This window comes from Acidocella aromatica (assembly GCF_014201825.1).
GTDB lineage: Bacteria > Pseudomonadota > Alphaproteobacteria > Acetobacterales > Acetobacteraceae > Acidocella > Acidocella aromatica.
In genome coordinates, this window is record NZ_JACHFJ010000001.1 from 364,721 (window position 1) to 384,981 (window position 20,261).

15 protein-coding genes and 1 tRNA gene are annotated in these 20,261 nt (G+C 64.9%); 15 read left to right on the top strand and 1 reads right to left on the bottom strand.

Going from position 1 to position 20,261, the window contains the following annotated elements; all coding sequences use genetic code 11:
- Positions 1–190 precede the first annotated feature (190 nt).
- From HNP71_RS01870 to HNP71_RS01915, 10 genes are all read left to right on the top strand, one after another.
- The gene (locus HNP71_RS01870) at positions 191–1,768 is read left to right on the top strand and encodes a 2-isopropylmalate synthase (protein ID WP_183265133.1); all 1,578 of its coding nucleotides are present in this window, start codon (positions 191–193) and stop codon (positions 1,766–1,768) included.
- A gap of 98 nt (positions 1,769–1,866) precedes the next feature.
- A complete protein-coding gene (gene dnaK, locus HNP71_RS01875; protein ID WP_281376862.1) occupies positions 1,867–3,798 on the top strand; it encodes a molecular chaperone DnaK in 1,932 nt (643 codons plus the stop codon).
- Between the two features lie 86 nt (positions 3,799–3,884).
- Complete coding sequence (gene dnaJ, locus HNP71_RS01880; protein ID WP_183265135.1) at positions 3,885–5,009, top strand: molecular chaperone DnaJ; 1,125 nt, start codon at positions 3,885–3,887, stop codon at positions 5,007–5,009.
- 150 nt (positions 5,010–5,159) lie between these two features.
- On the top strand, positions 5,160–5,690 hold the full coding sequence (locus HNP71_RS01885) for a glycine zipper family protein (RefSeq protein ID WP_183265136.1): 531 nt from the start codon (positions 5,160–5,162) through the stop codon (positions 5,688–5,690).
- Positions 5,641–6,576, top strand: coding sequence for an energy transducer TonB (locus tag HNP71_RS01890; RefSeq protein ID WP_183265137.1), 936 nt, complete (start codon positions 5,641–5,643; stop codon positions 6,574–6,576). Before HNP71_RS01885 ends, HNP71_RS01890 begins: the two co-directional genes overlap by 50 nt.
- Positions 6,577–6,615: 39 nt before the next feature.
- Positions 6,616–8,385, top strand: a complete 1,770-nt coding sequence (gene recJ / locus HNP71_RS01895; RefSeq protein ID WP_183265280.1) for a single-stranded-DNA-specific exonuclease RecJ — start codon at positions 6,616–6,618, stop codon at positions 8,383–8,385.
- Between the two features lie 38 nt (positions 8,386–8,423).
- Positions 8,424–8,499: transfer RNA gene (locus HNP71_RS01900), tRNA-Glu, on the top strand.
- Between the two features lie 564 nt (positions 8,500–9,063).
- Positions 9,064–9,558 carry a hypothetical protein gene (locus HNP71_RS01905; protein WP_183265138.1) on the top strand — a complete coding sequence of 165 codons (495 nt, stop codon included), beginning with the start codon at positions 9,064–9,066 and terminating at the stop codon, positions 9,556–9,558.
- Positions 9,559–9,648: 90 nt separating this feature from the next.
- Positions 9,649–9,840: a YqaE/Pmp3 family membrane protein gene (locus HNP71_RS01910; RefSeq protein WP_183265281.1), complete on the top strand. Its 192-nt coding sequence runs from the start codon at positions 9,649–9,651 to the stop codon at positions 9,838–9,840.
- A gap of 535 nt (positions 9,841–10,375) precedes the next feature.
- Complete coding sequence (locus HNP71_RS01915) at positions 10,376–11,332, top strand: MYG1 family protein (RefSeq protein ID WP_183265139.1); 957 nt, start codon at positions 10,376–10,378, stop codon at positions 11,330–11,332.
- Between the two features lie 81 nt (positions 11,333–11,413).
- Here HNP71_RS01915 and HNP71_RS01920 read toward each other — a convergent pair whose 3' ends face one another.
- The gene (locus HNP71_RS01920) at positions 11,414–11,827 is read right to left on the bottom strand and encodes a hypothetical protein (RefSeq protein ID WP_183265140.1); all 414 of its coding nucleotides are present in this window, start codon (positions 11,825–11,827) and stop codon (positions 11,414–11,416) included.
- 488 nt (positions 11,828–12,315) lie between these two features.
- Here HNP71_RS01920 and HNP71_RS01925 point away from each other — a divergent pair, with 488 nt between their 5' ends.
- The 5 genes from HNP71_RS01925 (at position 12,316) to HNP71_RS01945 (ending at position 20,190) form a co-directional block, all read left to right on the top strand.
- Positions 12,316–15,375 carry a transglycosylase domain-containing protein gene (locus tag HNP71_RS01925; protein WP_183265141.1) on the top strand — a complete coding sequence of 1,020 codons (3,060 nt, stop codon included), beginning with the start codon at positions 12,316–12,318 and terminating at the stop codon, positions 15,373–15,375.
- Between the two features lie 228 nt (positions 15,376–15,603).
- Positions 15,604–17,667, top strand: coding sequence for an FUSC family protein (locus HNP71_RS01930; protein ID WP_183265142.1), 2,064 nt, complete (start codon positions 15,604–15,606; stop codon positions 17,665–17,667).
- A complete protein-coding gene (locus tag HNP71_RS01935) occupies positions 17,664–17,888 on the top strand; it encodes a DUF1656 domain-containing protein (protein ID WP_183265143.1) in 225 nt (74 codons plus the stop codon). The genes HNP71_RS01930 and HNP71_RS01935 overlap by 4 nt, the downstream gene beginning before the upstream one ends.
- Positions 17,888–18,787 (top strand): efflux RND transporter periplasmic adaptor subunit, encoded by a 900-nt coding sequence (locus HNP71_RS01940; RefSeq protein WP_183265144.1) that lies wholly within the window; start codon positions 17,888–17,890, stop codon positions 18,785–18,787. Before HNP71_RS01935 ends, HNP71_RS01940 begins: the two co-directional genes overlap by 1 nt.
- Positions 18,781–20,190: an efflux transporter outer membrane subunit gene (locus tag HNP71_RS01945; protein ID WP_183265145.1), complete on the top strand. Its 1,410-nt coding sequence runs from the start codon at positions 18,781–18,783 to the stop codon at positions 20,188–20,190. The genes HNP71_RS01940 and HNP71_RS01945 overlap by 7 nt, the downstream gene beginning before the upstream one ends.
- Positions 20,191–20,261 lie beyond the last annotated feature (71 nt).

Sequence of the window (20,261 nt, forward strand, 5' to 3'; positions counted from 1 at the left end):
CTTGCGCCCTACGGCAAAACCCCTTAACTCTTTGGCCATGGCTTACGCCCCCACCCTTTTCGGGCTGCTTCTTCGACTTACCCGCCCCTGAGCGGCTAGGTCACTTTGCGTGCGCCCGGTGCGGCACGCCATCGCTCAGGGGAATGCCTCACAACTCAACCAACGGCATTTTAAGCGGAAGAGCAGAGATATGAGCACAATTAATCACCCGAATTTCGGCGCCATGAACGACAAGCGCGTCATCATCTTCGACACCACGCTGCGCGACGGCGAGCAGTCCCCCGGCTTCTCGATGAATATCGACGAGAAGATCCGCATGGCCGAGGCCCTGGCCGCCCTGGGCGTGGACGTGATGGAGGCAGGCTTTCCCGCCGCATCGCCCGGCGATTTCGAGTCGGTCAGCCGCATCGCGGAGAACGTGAAGGGCGTAGTTATCGCCGGTCTGGCCCGCGCCGCCGTCAATGACATCACCCGCGCCGCCGAAGCCATCCGCGCCGCCGAGCGCAAGCGCATCCACACCTTCATCAGCACCTCGCCGCTGCACATGAAGTACAAGTTGCGCAAGGAGCCCGAGCAGGTGCTGGAGGCCGTGACCTCCTCCGTCACCCTGGCGCGCAGCTTCACCGATGACGTCGAGTGGTCCGCCGAGGACGGCACCCGCACGGATATCGACTTCCTGTGCCGCTGCGTGGAAGCCGCCATCAAGGCCGGCGCCACCACCATCAACATCCCCGACACCGTGGGCTACGCGGTGCCAGAGGATATGCTGCGCATCTTCTCCACCGTGCGCGAGCGCGTGCCAGGGGCGGACCAAGTGATCCTGTCCGCGCATTGCCATAACGATCTGGGCCTGGCGGTCGCCAACACGCTGGCAGCCGTGCATGGCGGCGCGCGGCAGATCGAGTGCACCATCAACGGCATCGGCGAGCGCGCGGGCAATGCCTCGCTGGAAGAGGTGGTGATGGCCATCCGCACCCGGCCCGACGCCAACCCGTATCACCATAATATCGATACCACGCGGATCCTGCGCACCTCCAAGCTACTGTCCACCATCACCGGGTTCGACGTGCAGCCGAACAAAGCCATCGTGGGCCGAAACGCCTTCGCGCACGAATCGGGCATCCACCAGGACGGCATGCTGAAGAACGCCGCCACCTACGAGATCATGACCCCCGAATCGGTGGGCTGGCAGAAGACCTCGCTGGTGATGGGTAAGCATTCCGGCCGCGCCGCCTTCCGCGACAAGCTGAACACGCTGGGTTATGGTGACCTGGGCGAGAACGCGCTGAACGACGCCTTCAACCGCTTCAAGGATTTGGCCGACCGCAAGAAGATCGTCTACGACGAGGACATCGTCGCCCTGGTCGATGACGAGGTGGTTCGCGGCAACCAGCGTATCAAGTTCGGCTCGCTGGAAGTCTGGGCCGGCTCCAAGGCCAAGCCCCGTGCCCTGCTGGAGTTGGAAGTGGACGGCGAAAAGAAGATCGCCGACGAGCGCGGCGACGGCCCGGTGGATGCGGCCTTCAACGCCATCCACGCTATCTTCCCGCATCAGGCCGCGCTGCAACTGTTCTCCGTGGGCGCCGTGACCGAAGGCACCGACGCCCAGGCCCGCTGCACCGTGCGGCTGGAGGAAGAGGGCAAGAGCGTGGATGGCCAGGGCGCGGATACCGACACCATCGTCGCCGCCGTGCGCGCCTATATCCATGCGTTGAACAAGCTGATCACCAAGCGCGCCCGCACCGCGCCGGAAGCCCTGTCCGCATAGCGGATCTCCTCTGCCGGGCACACAAAACGCTTGTGTCCGGCAGAGCATTTGATTAAATAATAGTCGTTAGTTCAAAGGGATCGCCCCGGTGCTTCGGGCTGGCGCGGTCCGCTGCAAAGGAGCAAAACATGAGTAAAGTTATTGGTATCGACCTTGGTACCACCAATTCCTGCGTCGCCGTCATGGAAGGCAAGGACGTCCGCGTCATCGAGAACGCCGAAGGCGCGCGCACCACGCCGTCCATGGTCGCGTTCTCCGATTCCGGCGAACTGCTGGTCGGCCAGAGCGCCAAGCGCCAAGCCGTCACCAACCCGACCAACACGCTGTTCGCCGTCAAGCGCCTGATCGGCCGCCGTTACGACGACCCGACCGTGACCAAGGACAAGGGCCTTGTTCCCTACACCATAACCAAGGGCGACAATGGCGATGCCTGGGTCGAGGTGAAGGGGGAAAAACACTCCCCGAGCAAGATCAGCTCCGACATCCTCATCAAGATGAAGCAGACCGCCGAAGCCTATCTCGGCGAGAGCGTGACGCAGGCTGTCATCACCGTGCCCGCCTACTTCAACGATGCCCAGCGCCAAGCGACCAAGGACGCCGGCAAGATCGCGGGCCTTGAGGTGCTGCGTATCATCAACGAGCCAACCGCCGCGGCCCTCGCCTATGGCATGGACAAGAAGAACGCTGGCACCATCGCGGTGTACGACCTCGGCGGCGGCACCTTCGACGTCTCCATCCTGGAGCTGGGCGATGGCGTGTTCGAGGTAAAGTCCACCAATGGCGACACCTTCCTCGGCGGTGAGGACTTCGACGCCCGCATCATCGATTACCTGGCCGACGAGTTCAAGAAGGACCAGGGCATTGACCTGCGCAAGGACAAGCTGGCCCTGCAGCGCCTGAAGGAAGCTGCCGAAAAGGCGAAGATCGAGCTGTCCTCCTCCAAGGAGACCGAGATCAACCTGCCCTTCATCACCGCCGACGCCTCCGGGCCGAAGCATCTCGTGCTGAAGCTAACCCGCGCCAAGCTGGAAAGCTTGGTGGACGACCTGATCGAGCGCACCCTGGCCCCCTGCCGCGCCGCGCTGAAGGATGCCGGTGTGACCGCCGGTGAGATCAACGAAGTGATCCTGGTCGGCGGCATGACCCGCATGCCCAAGGTCATCGAGGCGGTGAAGAACTTCTTCGGCAAGGAGCCGGCCCGCAACGTGAACCCGGACGAGGTCGTCGCCATCGGCGCCGCCATTCAGGGCGCCGTGCTGCGCGGCGACGTGAAGGACGTGCTGCTGCTCGACGTGACCCCGCTCTCCCTGGGCATCGAGACCCTGGGCGGCGTGTTCACCCGCCTGATCGACCGCAACACCACCATCCCGACCAAGAAGAGCCAAACCTTCTCCACCGCCGAGGACGGCCAGACGGCCGTGACCATCAAGGTCTTCCAGGGCGAGCGCGAGATGGCCGCGGACAACAAGCTGCTCGGCAATTTCGACCTGCAGGGCATCCCCGCCGCCCCGCGCGGCGTGCCGCAGATCGAGGTGACCTTCGACATTGACGCCAACGGCATCGTGTCGGTCTCCGCCAAGGACAAGGCCACCGGCAAGGAACAGCAGATCCGCATCCAGGCTTCCGGCGGTCTGTCCGACGCCGATATCGAGCGCATGGTGCGCGAGGCCGAGGAAAACGCGGCGGCCGACAAGGCCCGTCGCGAGGCGGTGGAAACCCGCAACCACACCGAAGGGCTGGTCAATCAGGTCGAGAAGACCCTGAAGGACGCGGAGGGCAAAGTGGCCCCCGCCGATAAGACCGAGGCCGAGGCGGCGATCGCCGAAGCCAAGACCGCGCTGGAAAGCGGCACCGCCGAGGCCGTGAAGGCCGCGGGCGAGAAGCTGACCCAGGTGGCGATGAAGATCGGCGAGGCGCTTTACAAGGCCGAGCAGGCCGGAGCGGCGCCGGGCGCCGAGGCCGGGCCGAACGGCGAAAAAGTTGTCGACGCGGACTTCGAGGACGTCGACGACAAGAACAAATCCGCTTGATCCCGGGTTTAAAATCAACAAATGGAAATCCCGGGGTTCGCCCCGGGATTTTTTTCGATTCGCAGAGTTAGGAACACAGCGCCGCCATGGCCAAACAGGACTACTACGCCACGCTGGGGGTTGAGCGCGGCGCCAGCGCCGACGAGTTGAAGAAGGCTTACCGCAAACTGGCCATGCAGTATCACCCGGACCGCAACCCGGGCGACGCAAGCGCGGAAGCGAAATTCAAGGAAATCAACGAGGCTTACGACATCCTCAAGGACGACCAGAAGCGCTCGGCCTATGACCGCTTCGGCCATGATGCCTTCGAGAATGGCGGCATGGGCGGCGGCGGCATGGGCGGCGGGTTCGGCTTCGAGGGCGGCCTCGGCGACATCTTCGAGCAGATGTTCGGCGGCGGGCGCCGCAGCGGCGGCACGCAATCAGGCTCCGACATCAAGGCCGGAGTCGAGATCGACCTGAAGGACGCCTTCGCCGGGACCAAGGTGAATGTGCGCGTGGCCACCCGCATGACCTGCGATGCCTGCAACGGCTCCGGCTCGGCCGACAAGAGTGGGTCGGAAACCTGCGGCACCTGCGCCGGAGCCGGGCGCATCCGCGCGCAGCAGGGCTTCTTCCTAGTCGAACGCACCTGCCCCACCTGCGGCGGCTCGGGCAAAGTGGTGCGCAACCCGTGCAAAGTGTGCGCTGGCAGTGGCACCGTGGCGCGCGAGAAGACACTTTCCGTGCAGATCCCGGCCGGTGTGGAGGATGGAACGCGCATCCGCCTAACCGGCGAGGGCGAGGCCGGCAGCCGCGGCGCGCCACCGGGCGATCTGTACGTGCATGTCTCCGTGCGTCCGCACCCCATCTTCCAGCGCGATGGCGCGAATATCTTCTGCCGCGTGCCGCTGCTGATGACCCAGGCGGCGCTGGGCGGCGAGATCGAGGTGCCGACCATCGACGGCTCCGCCGCCAAGGTGAAGATCCCGGCGGGTACACAGTCGGGCGACCAGTTCCGCCTTCGCAACAAGGGCTTCTCTGTACTGCGCAGCACCCAGCGCGGGGACATGTATATCCAGGTCGCGGTGGAAACACCGCAGCACCTCACCCGCCGCCAGCGCGAGTTGCTGGAGGAGTTCGCGCGCGAGGAAAGCGGCCACAAGGCCGGCAGCCCGGAGCATGAGGGCTTCTTCGCCAAGGTGAAGGATTTCTTCGAAGGCCGGAGCTGAGACACGGCATCTTGTTGCCGTAATCGGGCGTTACTTCGGTTTTGGATACGAATTGTAAGACCCGGGACGGTTTGCGTTGCGGCGCACCGCTCCGGGGCTTAAATTCTAAACTGGAACAATGCCGTGCGCACAGCACGCAGGAGTACGCCAATGAGGAAACAGATTCTGGGCCTGGCCATGCTGCCGCTTTTGGCGCTCGGCGCCTGCTCCGTGGCGCCGCCGAGCGGCCCGACCGTGGTTGCAATGCCCGGCCAAGGCAAAAGCTGGCCGCAGTTCCAAGAGGACGACTACAACTGCCGTAATTACGCGCAGTCCAAGGTCTCCAATTCCGGCCAGGTGGCCGCCAATACGCAGAACAACTCCGTGGCCACCGCGGCGACAGGCACGCTGATCGGCGCTGGCGTTGGCGCCGCGCTGGGCTCCCTGGCTGGCAATGTTGGCGCCGGGGCCGCCGTGGGGGCCGGAGCCGGGCTGCTTGCGGGCTCCTCCGTGGCGGGTAATAACGCGCAGGCTACTGCGAATTCCCTCCAGGGCCGCTATGACGTGGCCTATGCGCAGTGCATGGTGGGAAATGGTGAGACGATTCAGCAAGGTCCTGCGCCCGCGGGCTATGCGCCAGCCATGGGATATTATGCAGCCCCTCCACCGCCGCCTGTTTACTACGCCCCTTACGGCTACTGAGGCCGCTGCCGCATCCGGCATAGCGGCCTTCGCGGCGCAGGACCGTCTGGCCGCTCCCGAGGGACGGCCACGCTGGCACCCCTGGGCCTGGGGTGCAGCATTGCTTTTGCATGTCCTGGCCATCGCCATTGTTCTCTTGGTGCGCTCCCGCCCGCCGGTGCAGGAGGGGCAAAGCCCGCCCGCCGTCTCCGTGGTGTTCGACAATGGCGGCACAGCCAGCCAACCCACCGCCCCGCCCGTGATGCGCCAAGGCCCGCCGCAGCCAGCCGAGGCCCCGCCCGCCGCTGCCCCGCCGCCGCCACCGCCTCCCCAGACGCAGGCCGAGGTGAACCTGAACATGCCGCAGAACCCGCTGGCCGAACTGCCCAGCACGCCACAGACGCAGCCCAAGCCCGTACCGCGGCAGAGACAGGCGGCCCATCCGAATCCGCACCCCACTTTACCGCAGCATTATGTGATGATGGACGGCATGTCCTATGGCACGCCCTCGACCAGTACGGCCTCGCCCTCGGCCTCGCGCGGCAAGGGGATGAATCTCAGCCTGCCGCAGAATGACACCCAAGCCGTCACCGGCGCCGATTTCGCCGTGCATGGCGATGCCGGGGCGGATTGGGATGCCGCCCTGACGAAATGGGTGAGCGAGCACGCCTATTACCCGCAGGCGGCCATAGAGCAACACCAGCAGGGCACCGCCGAGGTGGAGTTCACCGTGGACCGCCACGGCCATGTGACCGGGCTGCGCCTGCTGCGCTCAGCCGATTCCACCTTCCTCGACCAAGCCTGGGAGTTGCTGTTCGCCGATAACCAGCTCCCCCCCTTCCCGGCCGACGCCAAGGACGACCATGTGACCGTGGACTACACGGTGCACTACCAGCTTGTCCCGTAAAGCTTGCTCCGACTCGCCATCTCCGTTTGAACGGACATGATGGATGATCATGCGTTAGGAATAACCCAGAGCCTCACCGGCCGGCGCTGGGTGTGGCGCTCCAGCCATGATGAGCGGCTGGGACAAGGGCTGGCGCAACAATTCGGCATGCCGGAGTTGATGGGCCGCCTGCTGGCCGCGCGCGGCGTGAGCGCCGAACATGTGCCGGACTTCCTCGACCCCACGCTGCGGGCCATGCTGCCCAACCCGTCGAGCATCGTGGACATGGACCTCGCCGCCGCGCGCCTCGCCACCGCTGTCATGGATGGCGAGACCATTGGCGTATTCGGCGACTACGACGTGGATGGCGCCTGCAGCGCCGCCCTGCTTGTCACCCTGCTGCGCCAGATGGGCTGCACCGTGGTGTACCATGTGCCGGACCGCATGCTGGAGGGTTACGGCCCCAACACCAACGCCCTGCGCGGCATGGTGGAGCGCGGAGCCAGCCTGCTCATCTGCGTGGATTGCGGCACTTCGGCGCATGCCGCCTTCGCCCCACTGCACAACGCCGCCGACATCGTGGTGTTCGACCACCATAAATCCGAGGGCCCTCCCCCGCCGATCCGCGCCCTGGTCAACCCCAACCGGCTCGACTGCACCTCCGGCCTGCATAATATCTGCGCCGCCGCCGTCACCTTCATCGCCTGCGTGGCGCTGCTGCGTACCCTACGCCAGCGCGGCTTCTTCGACTCGCGCCCGGAGCCGGATCTGCGCGAGTGTCTCGACCTCGTGGCGCTGGCGACGATCTGCGACGTGATGCCCTTGACCGGGCTGAACCGCGCCTTCGTGACGCAGGGGCTGCGGGTGATGGCTCGGCGCTCGCGCCCCGGCATTGCCGCGCTGCTGGATGTCGCCAAGCTCACCGAGGCCCCCAACGCCATGCATTGCGGCTTCGCGCTGGGGCCACGCATCAACGCCTCCGGGCGCATCGCCGAGGCCGATATGGGGTTGCGCCTGCTGCTGGCCGAGGACGAGTCGCTCGCCGCCGAGCTGGCCCAGGCGCTGGACGGCGTGAACCGCCAGCGCCAAGCCGTGGAGGCGGGCATCACCGCCGAAGCCATGGCCCAGGCCCAGGCCCAGGTGGAGGCCGGGCATAACGTGATCCTGCTGGCGCAGGAGGGCTGGCATCCCGGCGTGGTTGGCATCGTCGCGGGCCGGGTGAAGGAGAAATTCAACCGCCCTGCCCTGGTCGCCGGCATTACCGAGGGCATGGCCAAGGGCTCCGGCCGTTCGGTGCCGGGCATCGACCTCGGCGCCGCGGTGATCGCCGCACGCCAGAGCGGGCTGCTGGCCACCGGCGGCGGCCATGCCATGGCGGCGGGGTTCTCCGCTCCGCACACGGCGCTGGACGAACTGCATGAGTTCCTGAACGCCCGTCTGGCCAAGGCCGCCGAACTCCCCCCAACCGCCGAGCTGATGTTGGACGGCGTGCTGGGCGTAGCGGGCGCCGACGCCTCGCTGGCGCAGATGGTGGCCAAGCTCGGCCCGTTCGGCACCGGCAATGCTGAGCCGCTTTTCGTGCTGCCCCGCGCTCGCGTGGTGAAGGCCGACCGCATCGGCAAGGACGGTGGCACGATTCGCGCCATGGTCGAGGGCGAAGGGGGCGGGCGGCTGAAAGCCCTGCTGTTCCGCGCCAAGGACAGCCCTCTGGCCCAAGCCCTGGAGCGCACTGGCGGCGCGCCACTGCATCTGGCTGGCTACCTGCGCGCGGAAAGCTGGCAAGGGCGGGTCTCGGCAGGTTTTTTCATTACCGACGCCGCCCCCGCTTGACGGGCCTCTCCCGGCAGAGTACGAGGCCTCCACCTTTAGTCCCCATCGTCTAGAGGCCTAGGACACCGCCCTCTCACGGCGGTAACAGGGGTTCGAATCCCCTTGGGGACGCCATTGATTATCATATATAATCTGGCGTTTTGAGAAGGCTTAAAAGCAGCCTTACTTACATTTTACTCACAATACGGTGCGGGACGCACCCGGATTTCTGCCCTGGGCAGTGACACCATGTAGTCCTACAGGCCGGTCATCCGTAGCAGTGTCCGGCTCCCAGCCTTCACAGCTTAGATTCGGTTTTCTTCGATCAGTCCATGGATGCGGGTTTGGCTCATACCAGTGAGCCTGGCCCCTTCCCCAATTGTGACCGTCAGAATGGTTGGCATTTCGCGGTTGGTCATGTGCGGTATCCTTGCGGGTCGCCGCGCTTGCGCGGAAAAGTACCCGAGGACCATGCAAGAGAGACTAGGGGAAACGATAAGCCTGCTAACGTTCGGCGTGGGCGCTGAGCGGCAGGCGCATGAGCGGGGTACACGACTACCAGATGCCTAATTCCCCCGCTTGCCGCTCAACTGAAATACGCATACGGCACGTTTCGTCATCGGCACACGACGCTGATGACAACCGACTTCATGAAACGCCCGCCATAAGGTTGCGCGGCGTTACCGCAGGAGAGACCAAATGAAGATCACCAAGCATCTGCCGGCGCTTACCGTTGCGTGCGCCCTGGGCTTCGCCCCGGCCGCCTTCGCGCAAACCGGCATCATGTCCCAGATGCCGGGCATGGCCCCGATCACCAAAGCGCCGGCCGCCGCTGCTTCCGCTGTAACCTCCAGCGTCACCAACAGCGCCAACAACGCCGCCAGCGCCGCCACCAGCAGCGTAACGAACGCAGCCAACAACGCGGCCAATAACGCCACCTCGGCCGTGACCGACAAGGTCAACTCCGCCACCTCCGCCGTGAAGTCTGTTTCCCAGCTGACCAAGGCCAGCGAGTTCAAGACCGAGGCCGAAGCCACCGCCGCCTGCCCGGGCGACACCGCGGTGTGGACCACGCTCGGGAAGAGCAAGACCTATTACCCGAGTTCCTCCAAGCTGTACGGCAAGACCAAGCACGGCGCTTATGTCTGCAAGGCAGCCGCAGCAGCAGCCGGTTACCATCAAGCCAAAAACTAAGTATAGCACGCCGGGGAGGTCGCACGGTCTCCCCGAACATAAAAATAGCGGCTTTGAGCGTTTAAACGGCTTTTTGTGGAGGTCATCACCTTGCGTTTGATCCTGGCCATTTTTCTACCCTGGCTTCTGTTCTTCACCATAGGACGCCCATTCTCCGGCATCATATGCCTGATCTTACAAATCACGCTCATCGGTTGGATTCCTGCCGCGTTGTGGGCCGTTTATTCGCTCTCGCAATACAAGACGGACCAGAAAATCGCGGCGTCACGTAACGCGCTATAGAGGTCAAGAGGGTACCCGCCGTGCGCGGGTGGACGATCATTTGCGCGATGCCGTCGCGCCGGTCATTCAGCAGATTCCGCCGCCCTCGAAGCGCACGGTTGGCCCAGTACCGGGCAGCGATGGACCGCATGCTCAACCAGGGCAAGACACCCGAGCTAATTGGCGCGAGGTCCCGCAACTCATTCAACCTTTACCGCGCGGCGGCGGTGTACTGCATCGTGGAGAACATCCGGGAGAGCTGGGCTCTCCCGCTTGAGTAAGGCGCCGCAATGCCAGCCTGCGAATTAGAGCGCCCCACGCAGAAGATCAGGATCAGCCTGGGCACGCTGAAGCGCCACCCACCAAGTGAACGCAATACCCACAGCCGCTGGAACCGCCCTGCCTCGGACGTTGTCCGCCGCGGCAAACGCCGCGGTCTTTCCAGGCTACTCAGGACATGGCGCCAGCAGCTCAACCTCTGGACGCCCGCCTTACAACGGACTAGGCCATTGCCGCCCGCCGATGGCAGGTTTCACAATATCACTTGGATACCCGGATGCACCCCACACCCCCCCGCCCGCTTCTCGTCACCCATAGCGGTAAGTTTCATTGCGACGAGGTGTTCGCCTATGCCGTGCTGCGTCTGGCGCTTGGGTTGCAAAAGCCCGGGGAAGACCACACGCTGCTGCGCACCCGCAAGCCCGAGCTGATCGAGAACGGCGACATCGTCTGGGACGTCGGCAGCCGGTTCGATGCCGCCGCCAACCGCTTCGACCATCACCAGCGCGGCGCCCCGCTGCGCCCGGATGAGACGCCATTCTCCTCCGCCGGACTCGTTTGGCAGGTTTACGGCGAGCGCGCCGTGTCGGCATTGCTGGAACGCGGCGGTGCGGCGCATTTTGCCCCCGCCATCGCCGCGGAGCTGGATGACGGGCTGGTCCGGCGCATCGATGAGATCGATAACGGCGTTTCCGCCAACGGGCCGGTGGTGCGGGATTCCCTGAACCTCGCCGCCCTGGTCAGCGAGTTCAATCCGCCCTGGGACAGCCCGGAAGCCAATGGCCCCACCGCAGGCGATGCCGCCTTCCTGGAAGCCTCCACCATGGTCGAGGCCATGCTGGCCCGGCGGGTGGAGGGCCTGCGCGCGCGGCTGCTGGCGGAGGAGAAAGTCCTGGCCGCGCATGCGGCGTCCGAGGATCAACGCCTGCTGGTGCTGGAAACCGGGATGCCCTGGAAGAATGCCGCATTCAGCCATGAACTTCCGGTGATCTTCTGCGTTTCCCCGGCCTCCAACGGCAACTGGATGATCGATACCATGCCGCCGGAGCCCGGCTCCTTCGAGCAGCGCCTACCCTTGCCCGAGGCCTGGGCCGGGCTGCAGGCGGAGGAGCTGGCGGCGGCCAGCGGCGTGAACGATGCGGTCTTCGTGCATCTGCGCCGTTTCGTCGGCGCGGCGAAATCGCGGGAAGGCGCCATCTCCATGGCACTCAAGGCGCTGGCCGCAGCCTCCTGAGCATGGCGCAGCGCAAGCTGCGCGGTACATAAATCTGCTGGCTTGGCGTCGTCAGAAAGCCGCCAAGCCAGCATTGACCCTCTATTTTTGAATATTCGCACGTAGAACATCAAAAATTCGCGGATCGACGGATTGGGCGGCATTGAAGCGCAAGACGCGCCCGACCCTCTGCGCCGGGCTGAACACATTGCCGGGGGCGAGCACGATTAAACTCAAATCGCTGTAGATAAAGCTGCTCCCGGGCGCAGGCCGGAGCTCTGGGTCAGCAGCTGGCGGATCGTGATCTGCCCCCTTACCGTTGGCGGCGATGGCATCGGGGCGCAACAGCGCCGAATCAGCGCCGTAGCCAAAGGCCGCCCGATAGACGATGCGGCCACGATGCCCGACCTCGATAACCGTGCCCGGAATGTCACCACGGGCGATCTCATTCTGCGCGATGGCCGCGATATTGTTGAGCAACGCCGGGTTTTCCGCCGCAACGCGGTGGGACGGCACATTCTGGCATCCGCTTAAGGCAAGCCAAGATCAGCCGAAAGCCTATGGCAAGGCGTGTGCCGGACCGGCATGCAATGTGGTTGGTCAATTAGCGCTCTATGTCGTTACCGATGTCATCGGTGACAAATTTGGCCGGCGGGAGGCCCAGAGTGCTACCCCAGCGCCATCAATGCCCATAGCCTGTCCGCATCCGTCATCCGGCAGGTGCTTATAGCGCGTTTTTAAAGATATGCTGCGTGACAACAACCGTTTCGCCTGAACAGATCATCCTGGGATGGGCCCCGCCTTAATTTTCAGCAAGGGGACTGGAAAGCCACCCTCCCCCCTCCACATTGCGTTAATAAGTTGGTGGCTGTTCTGGCGGGAGCGCGAAGCAGGCGTCATCCCGAGACAAAAATGCGCGACGATGCAAGGGCCGTCTCATACTTGCCCGGCGTGTTCTGGCTCTCCCGCAGGTAAGGCCGTCCATAACAAAAAGAGGGCAGCGCATGAGCGGGGTGGCATGGGGGCAGCTTTTCCATGGCAGTCACAAGCCAGGAGGAGACGAGAAGCGAACACACGGGATTTTATTCGGCGTCATCCGCGCGCTCTGGTGGGTGGCCTGGGCGGTTGTGCTGGTCCTGCTCGGCTGGGCAGGCAGCATCGAGGCGCGGACGTCTTATTTGCAGTCGCGCTTCTTCACCTGGTTCGATAGCGGGATCAGCTACCAGCCAAAACCAGGGGCAAGCCACTCCATCCACTTTCCGCAATTCGGCCCGCACGACATCCGGCTCGGCTACGCGGCACTCCCTGACATCATCCCCTCGCTGGAAGCGCATCAATTCCAAATCGCCAGCCAGGCGCAATGGTCGCCAAGGCTCGACTGGTTCGTCACCCATGGCGGCTACGCGCTCTACACACCGAAACCGCAAACCGGACTGCGCCTTTACGACCGCAACGGCGTACCTCTCATCGCGACCGCTTACCCAGAGCATGTCTACGCGAATTTCAGCGACGTGCCGCCCTTGGTGGCCAGCACCCTGACATCCATCGAAGACCGCGACCTGCTCGACACGCAAAACCCGCTCCATAATCCGGCCGTCTCATGGGGCCGCTTCCTCCTGGCCTCGGGCGGGCGCGTCGCGGGCATGCTCAACCACCATTGGCAGCGGGGCGGGGCCAGCACTCTGGCAACCCAGATCGTGAAGTTCAGCGATTCACCCGGCGGCCGCACCGGAGGCGTGGAGGAGAAGCTGCTGCAAATGGCAACCGCCGCCGCCGCCGCCTACATGAACGGACCGGACACCACGGCGGCCAGCCGCGCGATCCTCGTGACATATCTGAACTCGACACCGCTTGCCTCAAGCCCCGGCTATGGCGAGGTCATCGGCATCCCCGAGGCGCTCTCGGTCTGGTACGGCACAGACCCTGCCGAGGCCAACAAGGTTCTGACACAGCCGGACGTGACCGCCCGCCAGGGGCTGATCTACCGCGAGGTGTTGAGCCTGATCCTGGCCGGTCAACGTCCCGCGTATTACCTGGTCCAGAACCGCCTGGCGCTGGAAAACCTGACCAACGCCTATCTCCACCAACTCGCCAAGGAGGGGATCATCTCCCCTGCCCTGCGGGACGCCGCCCTTGCGGCTAAGCTGCCATTCACCCCCCCATTGCCTCCATCCCCACAACTACCCTTCACTGGCGACAAGGCCACAGCCTGGCTGCAAACCGAGCTGCTCTCCATGCTGCATTTGCAGGACCTTTGGAGCCTCGACCACTATGACCTCACCGCCTACTCGACCATCGACGAAGCAGCCCAGCAGCGCGTCACAAATGTGCTGACGCATCTTGGCGACCCAGCTTACGACCAATCGCTGGGGCTATACGGCAAGCTGATGCTGGCCAGCGGCAACAAGCCGGCGTTGATCAATTGGAGTTTCGTGCTCTACGAGCACGGCACCAACGCCAATTATGTGCGCATCCACACCGACAGCCTGAACCAACCCTTCGACATCAATTCCGGCGTCAAGCTGCAACTGGGCTCAACCGCCAAGCTGCGCACATTGATCACCTATCTGAACATCCTGCTTGCTCTGCATGACAAACTGGCCGCGCTACCCGCACCCGACCTCCTGCACATCGCGGCAACGGCGCCGGACAACCTCACCCGCTGGGCCGCGGGCTATCTTGCCACCAGCACAGGCCGTGGCTTGCAGCCGATGCTCGATGCCGCGATGCAGCGCAAATATTCGGCCTCGCCTGTCACCTTATTCACCGGCGGCGGCGAGAATTCCTTTGGCAATTTCCAACCCTGGGAAAACACCCTGAACCCGACCGTGGAATACGCATTCGAGAACTCGATCAATTGCGTCTTCATACGGGTGATGCGCGACGTCCGCGACTACTACGTGGCGCAAAGCGGCATCGATAAGGCACAGCTTCTCTCCAACCCGCACGACCCGGCAAGGCTGGCCTATCTGCAACGCTTCGCGGCGCAGGAGGGGAGTGGCTACCTCTACAACTTCTACAACGGCTATCGCGGCCTCACCGCATCGCAGGCGTTGGAGCGTCTGGCGGGGCGCACCCAGCCCATGGCCAGCCACCTCGCGGACATCTTCCTCGCCGTCCATCCCAATGCCGGGCTCGCGGATATGACGGCATTTTTGCAAGCCCATATGCCCAAACAGGCCTTCGCGCAGGTTACTGGCGACAGGCTCGCCCAGCTTTACGGCGAATTCGCCAACGGCAGGCTATCGCTCAACGACGAAGGCTATATCGCCAATGTCCACCCGCTGGAGATCTGGCTCGTCCTCTATTTGCAGGCGCATCCCAACGCCACATGGAATGACATCTCGGCGGCAAGCCCCAGCGTGATCCAGCAATCCTATGCCTGGCTGTTCAAGCCGGACAAAACCTTCCAGCAAAATGTCCGTATCACCACCTTGCTGGAGCAGGATGCCTTCAAGGCCATCTGGCAGGATTGGCGGCGCCAGGGCTATCCGTTCGACCACCTCGTACCCTCGCTGGGTACTGCCATCGGCGCCTCGGGCGACAAGCCGGATACACTGGCCGAGCTGATGGGCATCATCCTCGCCAATGGCGCGCAACTGCCGAGCGTCGATTTCAATCGTCTTAACTTCGCCGACGGCACGCCCTACCAGACCGACTTCACCAACCAACCCGCGCCGCACCAGGTGCTGGACCCAGCGGTGGCACAGACCGTGCGCCAAGCCTTGCTGGGGGTGGTGCAGAACGGCACGGCCAGTGCGGTCGCCGGGGCCTACCGCGCGCCGGATGGGAACGTACTCCAGATTGGCGGCAAGACCGGCAGCGGCGACAACCGCTACCACATCTACGGTCCTGGTGGAGCGTTGAAAGGCGAGCGCGTGGTGGACCGCACCGCAACCTTCGTGTTCTTCCTCGGCGACCGCTTCTTCGGCACGGTGACGGCCTATGTGCCTGGTCAGGCGGCGGCGGGCTTCAGCTTCGACAGCGCCATGGCCGTACAACTCCTGAAGGATCTGCAACCGCAGCTCGCCCCGCTGTTCCAAGCCCCAGCCGAGCCGGAATAACAAACACCATCCTGCAAAAAATTTGTTCCATGCCGACAAAAATATGAATTTGTCCTTATTTCCTCGCCGTGCCAGATAACCAATCGGCGAAGGAGCTTGAAACATCCACGCCATGGGAGTGGCTGACGATATGAGGGTAGTGGTGGCAGGCAAGCGGCGCGGGCACGGGGACGCATATATGTTTCCTGAGCAATACCGCACCGTGCGTGATACTGTCCGCTAACCCCGATGAGCAGCACTGTGCATACCCGCGCGGCCTCGTCGCCGTGGCCGATCGACCGGCAAAAATTCCTCTTTACGCTGAGCAGCTACACGGCGGCGGCGATCACGCTCGGGATCGCGTTCGCGGTCAGCCTGCCACGCCCATGGTGGGCGCTGCTGACCATCTATGTCACGGCGCAGCCGATGTCCGGCGCGTTCCGGCCCAAGGTGCTCTACCGGCTGGCGGGCATCGCCATTGGCGGGTTTGTCGCCATCCTCACCGTTCCCAACCTGCAAAACGCCCCCGTGCTGCTGGTCCCGCTCCTCGCGGGCTGGATCGGGCTGTGCCTGTACTTCGCGGTGCTGGACCGCACCCCCCGCGCCTTCCTGTTCCAGATGGCCGGGTTCAGTTCCGCCGTGCTCACCTTCCCGTATCTCGACGATCCGGGGAACATCTTCTTTACCACCGTCTCGCGGGTGGAGGAGATGGCGGTCGCCATCGTGGCGGTTACCCTCACCCATGCCGTGATCAAGCCCTGGCCGGTCGGGCGGATGGTACAAAAACGCGCCGAGACCTTCCTGCGCGATGCCGCCTTATGGGCATCCGATGTCCTGGGCACCGATCACGGCAAGTTGGAGCAGACGCATCTGAAGCGCCTAGCCACCGACATCACAGAGTTGGGCATGATCGCGCTGCATTTGCCCTACGACGCCAATAGCGCCACGCTCAGCCGCCGCCTCGTCTGGGCCGTGCAGGAGCGTCTGGCGCGACTGCTGCCCTTGGCCTCCGCGGCGGCCAACCGGCTCGCCCTTTTGCGCCGTGCCGATGCGCTGGGCGATGACGTGTCGGCGCTGCTCGCCGCCGTATCGGATTGGCTCGCGGCCCCGGATGACACAGACGCCGCCCCACCCCTGGCCGCCAAATTCCGTGCCCTGGCCCACCACCACGCCCACGCCGCCGGCTGGACCGCGCTGCTCACCGCCAGCCTGTGCGAACGCATGGCCGAATGCGTCGAGGCCCTGCGGGAGGCCCGCCTGCTCGTCCGCTCCATGGGCGGCGCGCCCGCCGACGAGAACCATCGCCTGGCACTGATGGGCACCGCGCCGCGCCGGTTGCATATCGAGCGCGACCACACCCTGGCCATCCTCTCCGGCCTTGCCACGGCGGCGGCACTGGTCCTGTACTGCATTTTCTGGATCATGCTGAACTGGCCATCCGGCTCCACCACCGCCGCCTTCGCCGCCATCATCACCTGCTCCTTCGCGGTGCAGGAGGACCCGGCCCCGCAGCTGCGGCGCTATCTCACAGCCACCCTCCTCACCTACCCGCTCGCGGCTTTGTATAATTTCGTCATCCTGCCCTGTATCGACGGCTATATGCTGCTCATCGCCTTCCTGGCCCCGGCCTTTCTGTGGCTGGGCTATTTGCAGGCCGACCCGGCCCGCGCCGCCTTCGCCCTGCCCATGTTCTCCTGCCTTATCGTCGGGCTGGACCTGCTGGACCGCTACCAGGCGGATTTCGGCATCTTCATGAACACCTCCTGCAACCAGCTCCTGGGCATCGTCATGGCGGTGGTGGTCACGCGGCTGTTCCGCTCGGTGGGCACAAGCTGGGTTGCACGGCGGATGATCCGCAATAGCTGGCGGGATCTGGCCGCGCTGGCCGCCAGCCCCTCGCGGCAGGAGGCCGGGGCCTGGACCTCCCGCGCCGTGGACCGGCTGGGGCAGATCGCCGCGCGCATCACCCTGGCCGAGCCGGGCGACCCGCTGCGCAGCTTCCAGGGCCTCGCCGAGCTGCGCCTCGGGCGCAACCTGCTGCATCTGCGCCGGGCACTCGGCGCGGCCAAGGGCGGGGCGCATACGGCCTTCGGGCAAGTGCTGGAGGAAACCGCCGCCTTCTTCCGCGCCCGCTACAGCACCGGCGCCATCATCCCGCCGGCCTCCTCATTCCTGCACGCCATAGATCACGCCCTGGGCCACGCCGGCAGCGTCGATGACGCCCGGTTGCGCCACCAAGCCGTGTTGGCGCTGGTGGGCATGCGCTGCAACCTGTTCCCCGCCGCCCCCGCTTACGTGGCAGGTGCCACATGATCGACGAACTCAACATCTTCGGCGTGTTCATGCCCGCCGCCCTGGTCTGGGCCATCATTGGCGGCGTGCTCGCTTATGGCACGCGCCTTGCGTTGCAGCGCCTGCCGCTCGAGCGCTACCTCTGGCAGACCGGCCTGCTCGACCTCGCCTTGTTCTTCCTGTTCTGGTGGGGCGTTTCCGCCCTGGCCGACATCTTCCTGCCGTTCGCGATGGCCCATTGATGATGATCTCCGAAAGCTTCCGCAAAACCTTCTTCAGCGCGCTGCTGCTGGCCGTGGCGCTGCTGGCCCTGTACGCCCTTTGGGTCCGCTACGAGGTCGAGCCCACGACCCGCGACGGCAAGGTGAAGGCCGATATCGTCCAGGTCTCGCCGGATGTCAGCGGCTGGGTCACCGATGTACTGGTGCGCGACAACGAGGCGGTGAAGAAGGGCGATGTGCTGCTGGTTATCGACCAGTCGCGCTACCAGCTCGCCCGCGACGAAGCCGAGGAGAACCTGGAAACGCAGCAGACCTCACTCGCCCAGGCCATCCGCGAGGATAACCGCAACCACGCCCTCTCCGCCGAGGTGGACACGGAAACCATGGAACGCGGCACGGAGAAGGTGGAGCTGCTGAAACTCGCCGTGGCCCAGGCCAAAACCGCTCTCGGCGTGGCGCAGCTCAACCTGGACCGCACCGTGCTACGCGCGCCGGTCAACGGCATCGTCTCCAACATGACCCTCCAACCCGGCGATTACCTGACCGCGGGCCACGGCGTGATGGCGATGGTGGATACGGATTCCCTGCGCGTGGAAGGCTATTTCGAGGAAACCAAGATCCCTGCCGTGCATGTGGGGGACAAGGCGCAAGTCCGGCTGATGGGTGTCGCCGACCCCATAGAGGGGCATGTAGAGAGCATCGCCGCCGGCGTGGTGGACCGCGAGCGCGAGGACGCCCCCAACACGCTCGACAACGTCAACCCCTCCTTCACCTGGGTGCGCCTTGCCCAGCGCATCCCTGTGCGCATCGCCATCGACCATGTGCCGGATAATCTGCCCCTGATCGTCGGCACCACCGCGACCATCGACATCAAGCCCCGCTCGGGCGAACCCAGCGTACACCGGAGCTGGCCATGGTAAGCCGCCGCATCGTCCCTGGCTTGGCGCTGCTGCTGGCAGGCTGCACCGTGGGGCCGGACTACAAGGTGCCGGACAACGCCCTGGTGAAATCGCCCGAGGCGCAGCTCGCCTTCTCCACCACTGGGCAGGCCGCCAATATCGGCCAGCCGCCCGCCGATTGGTGGCAACTCTACGACAACCCGACCCTGAACGCGCTCGTGCCGCGCGCCCTGGCCAACAACACCAATATCCGGGAAGCGCAGGCAAACCTGGAGCGCGCCTATGCCTTCATCAAGGTGGAGCGCGATGCCAGCACACTCTCCGCCGGTGCAGATGGCGCCGCCGTCTACGCCCATGATTCCGCCCAGGCCGTGCTGCAAGACACCGAGGCCCCTCGCCAGGAGGAATACAACGCCGGCATCGCCGTGAGCTACGATCTCGACCTGTTCGGCGGCATCCGCCGCGGGGTGGAGGCGGCCAGCGACACCAGCGAGGCCGCCGAGGCCGCGCGCGACCTGGTACGCGTGAACGTGGCCGCCGAAACCACCCGCGCCTATGCCGAAATCTGCGACGACGGCAACGAGATCGCGGCACTGCAACAAGTCATCGCGCTCGCGCAGCGGCAGGTGGGATATGTCAACCTGTTGCGCCAAAACGGGCGGGCGGTGGATTTCGATGTCAGCGCCCAACAGGAACAGGTGAGCACACTGCAATCCGAACTGCCACCGCTCCAGGCTCGGCAACTCAACGCCGCCTATCGCCTGAGCACATTGCTCGGCCAACCCCCCGCCGCGTACGATCCCGCCTGGCTCACCTGCCATGAACCGCTGCGGCTGGCCCAGCCGATTCCCGTGGGCGATGGCCGCAGCCTGCTACGCCGCCGCCCGGACGTGCGCGAGGCCGAGCGCGAACTCGCCGCCGCCACCGCGCGCATCGGCGTGGAGACGGCAAATCTTTACCCCGATATCCGGCTTGGCGTTTCGGTCGGCTCCACGGGCGCGGCGGCCAGCGCCTTCTCCGCCGTCACCAACCGCTTCGCCGCCGGGCCGATGGTCAGCTGGGACCTCAACCAGGGGGCCACGCGCGCGCGCATCGAGGCGGCCAAGGCCGCAACCCGCGCCCGCCTCGCCGCCTTCGACGGCACGGTGCTGAATGCCCTGCTGGAAACACAGACCTCGCTCAAAGCCTATGGCGCGCAACTGGACCGGATGGATGAGTTGACCGCCACCCGCGACAGCGCCGCGAAAGTGGCGGCGGACACCACCGCCATGTACCAGGGCGGCCGGGTGAACGCGCTGACCGCCCTGGCGGCGCAGCAGAAGCTGGCCTCGGCCGACATGACCGTGGCCGATGCCGAGGCGGATGTGACCGAAAGCCAGATCGCCGTGTTCCTGGCGCTCGGCGGCGGCTGGCAGACGCAGTAGCCTGGAAATTATTCCACAAGCCTAATCCGGAGGCCGTCACGGCGCGGTTTTCTGTGCTCCGGCGCCCGCCC

Coding starts and splice junctions, on each gene's coding strand:
- HNP71_RS01870 (WP_183265133.1), top strand. CDS start 191: ATGAGCACAATTAATCACCCGAATTTCGGCGCCATGAACGACAAGCGC.
- dnaJ (WP_183265135.1), top strand. CDS start 3,885: ATGGCCAAACAGGACTACTACGCCACGCTGGGGGTTGAGCGCGGCGCC.
- HNP71_RS01885 (WP_183265136.1), top strand. CDS start 5,160: ATGAGGAAACAGATTCTGGGCCTGGCCATGCTGCCGCTTTTGGCGCTC.
- HNP71_RS01890 (WP_183265137.1), top strand. CDS start 5,641: ATGCAGCCCCTCCACCGCCGCCTGTTTACTACGCCCCTTACGGCTACT.
- recJ (WP_183265280.1), top strand. CDS start 6,616: ATGGATGATCATGCGTTAGGAATAACCCAGAGCCTCACCGGCCGGCGC.
- HNP71_RS01905 (WP_183265138.1), top strand. CDS start 9,064: ATGAAGATCACCAAGCATCTGCCGGCGCTTACCGTTGCGTGCGCCCTG.
- HNP71_RS01915 (WP_183265139.1), top strand. CDS start 10,376: ATGCACCCCACACCCCCCCGCCCGCTTCTCGTCACCCATAGCGGTAAG.
- HNP71_RS01925 (WP_183265141.1), top strand. CDS start 12,316: ATGAGCGGGGTGGCATGGGGGCAGCTTTTCCATGGCAGTCACAAGCCA.
- HNP71_RS01930 (WP_183265142.1), top strand. CDS start 15,604: ATGAGCAGCACTGTGCATACCCGCGCGGCCTCGTCGCCGTGGCCGATC.
- HNP71_RS01935 (WP_183265143.1), top strand. CDS start 17,664: ATGATCGACGAACTCAACATCTTCGGCGTGTTCATGCCCGCCGCCCTG.
- HNP71_RS01940 (WP_183265144.1), top strand. CDS start 17,888: ATGATGATCTCCGAAAGCTTCCGCAAAACCTTCTTCAGCGCGCTGCTG.
- HNP71_RS01945 (WP_183265145.1), top strand. CDS start 18,781: ATGGTAAGCCGCCGCATCGTCCCTGGCTTGGCGCTGCTGCTGGCAGGC.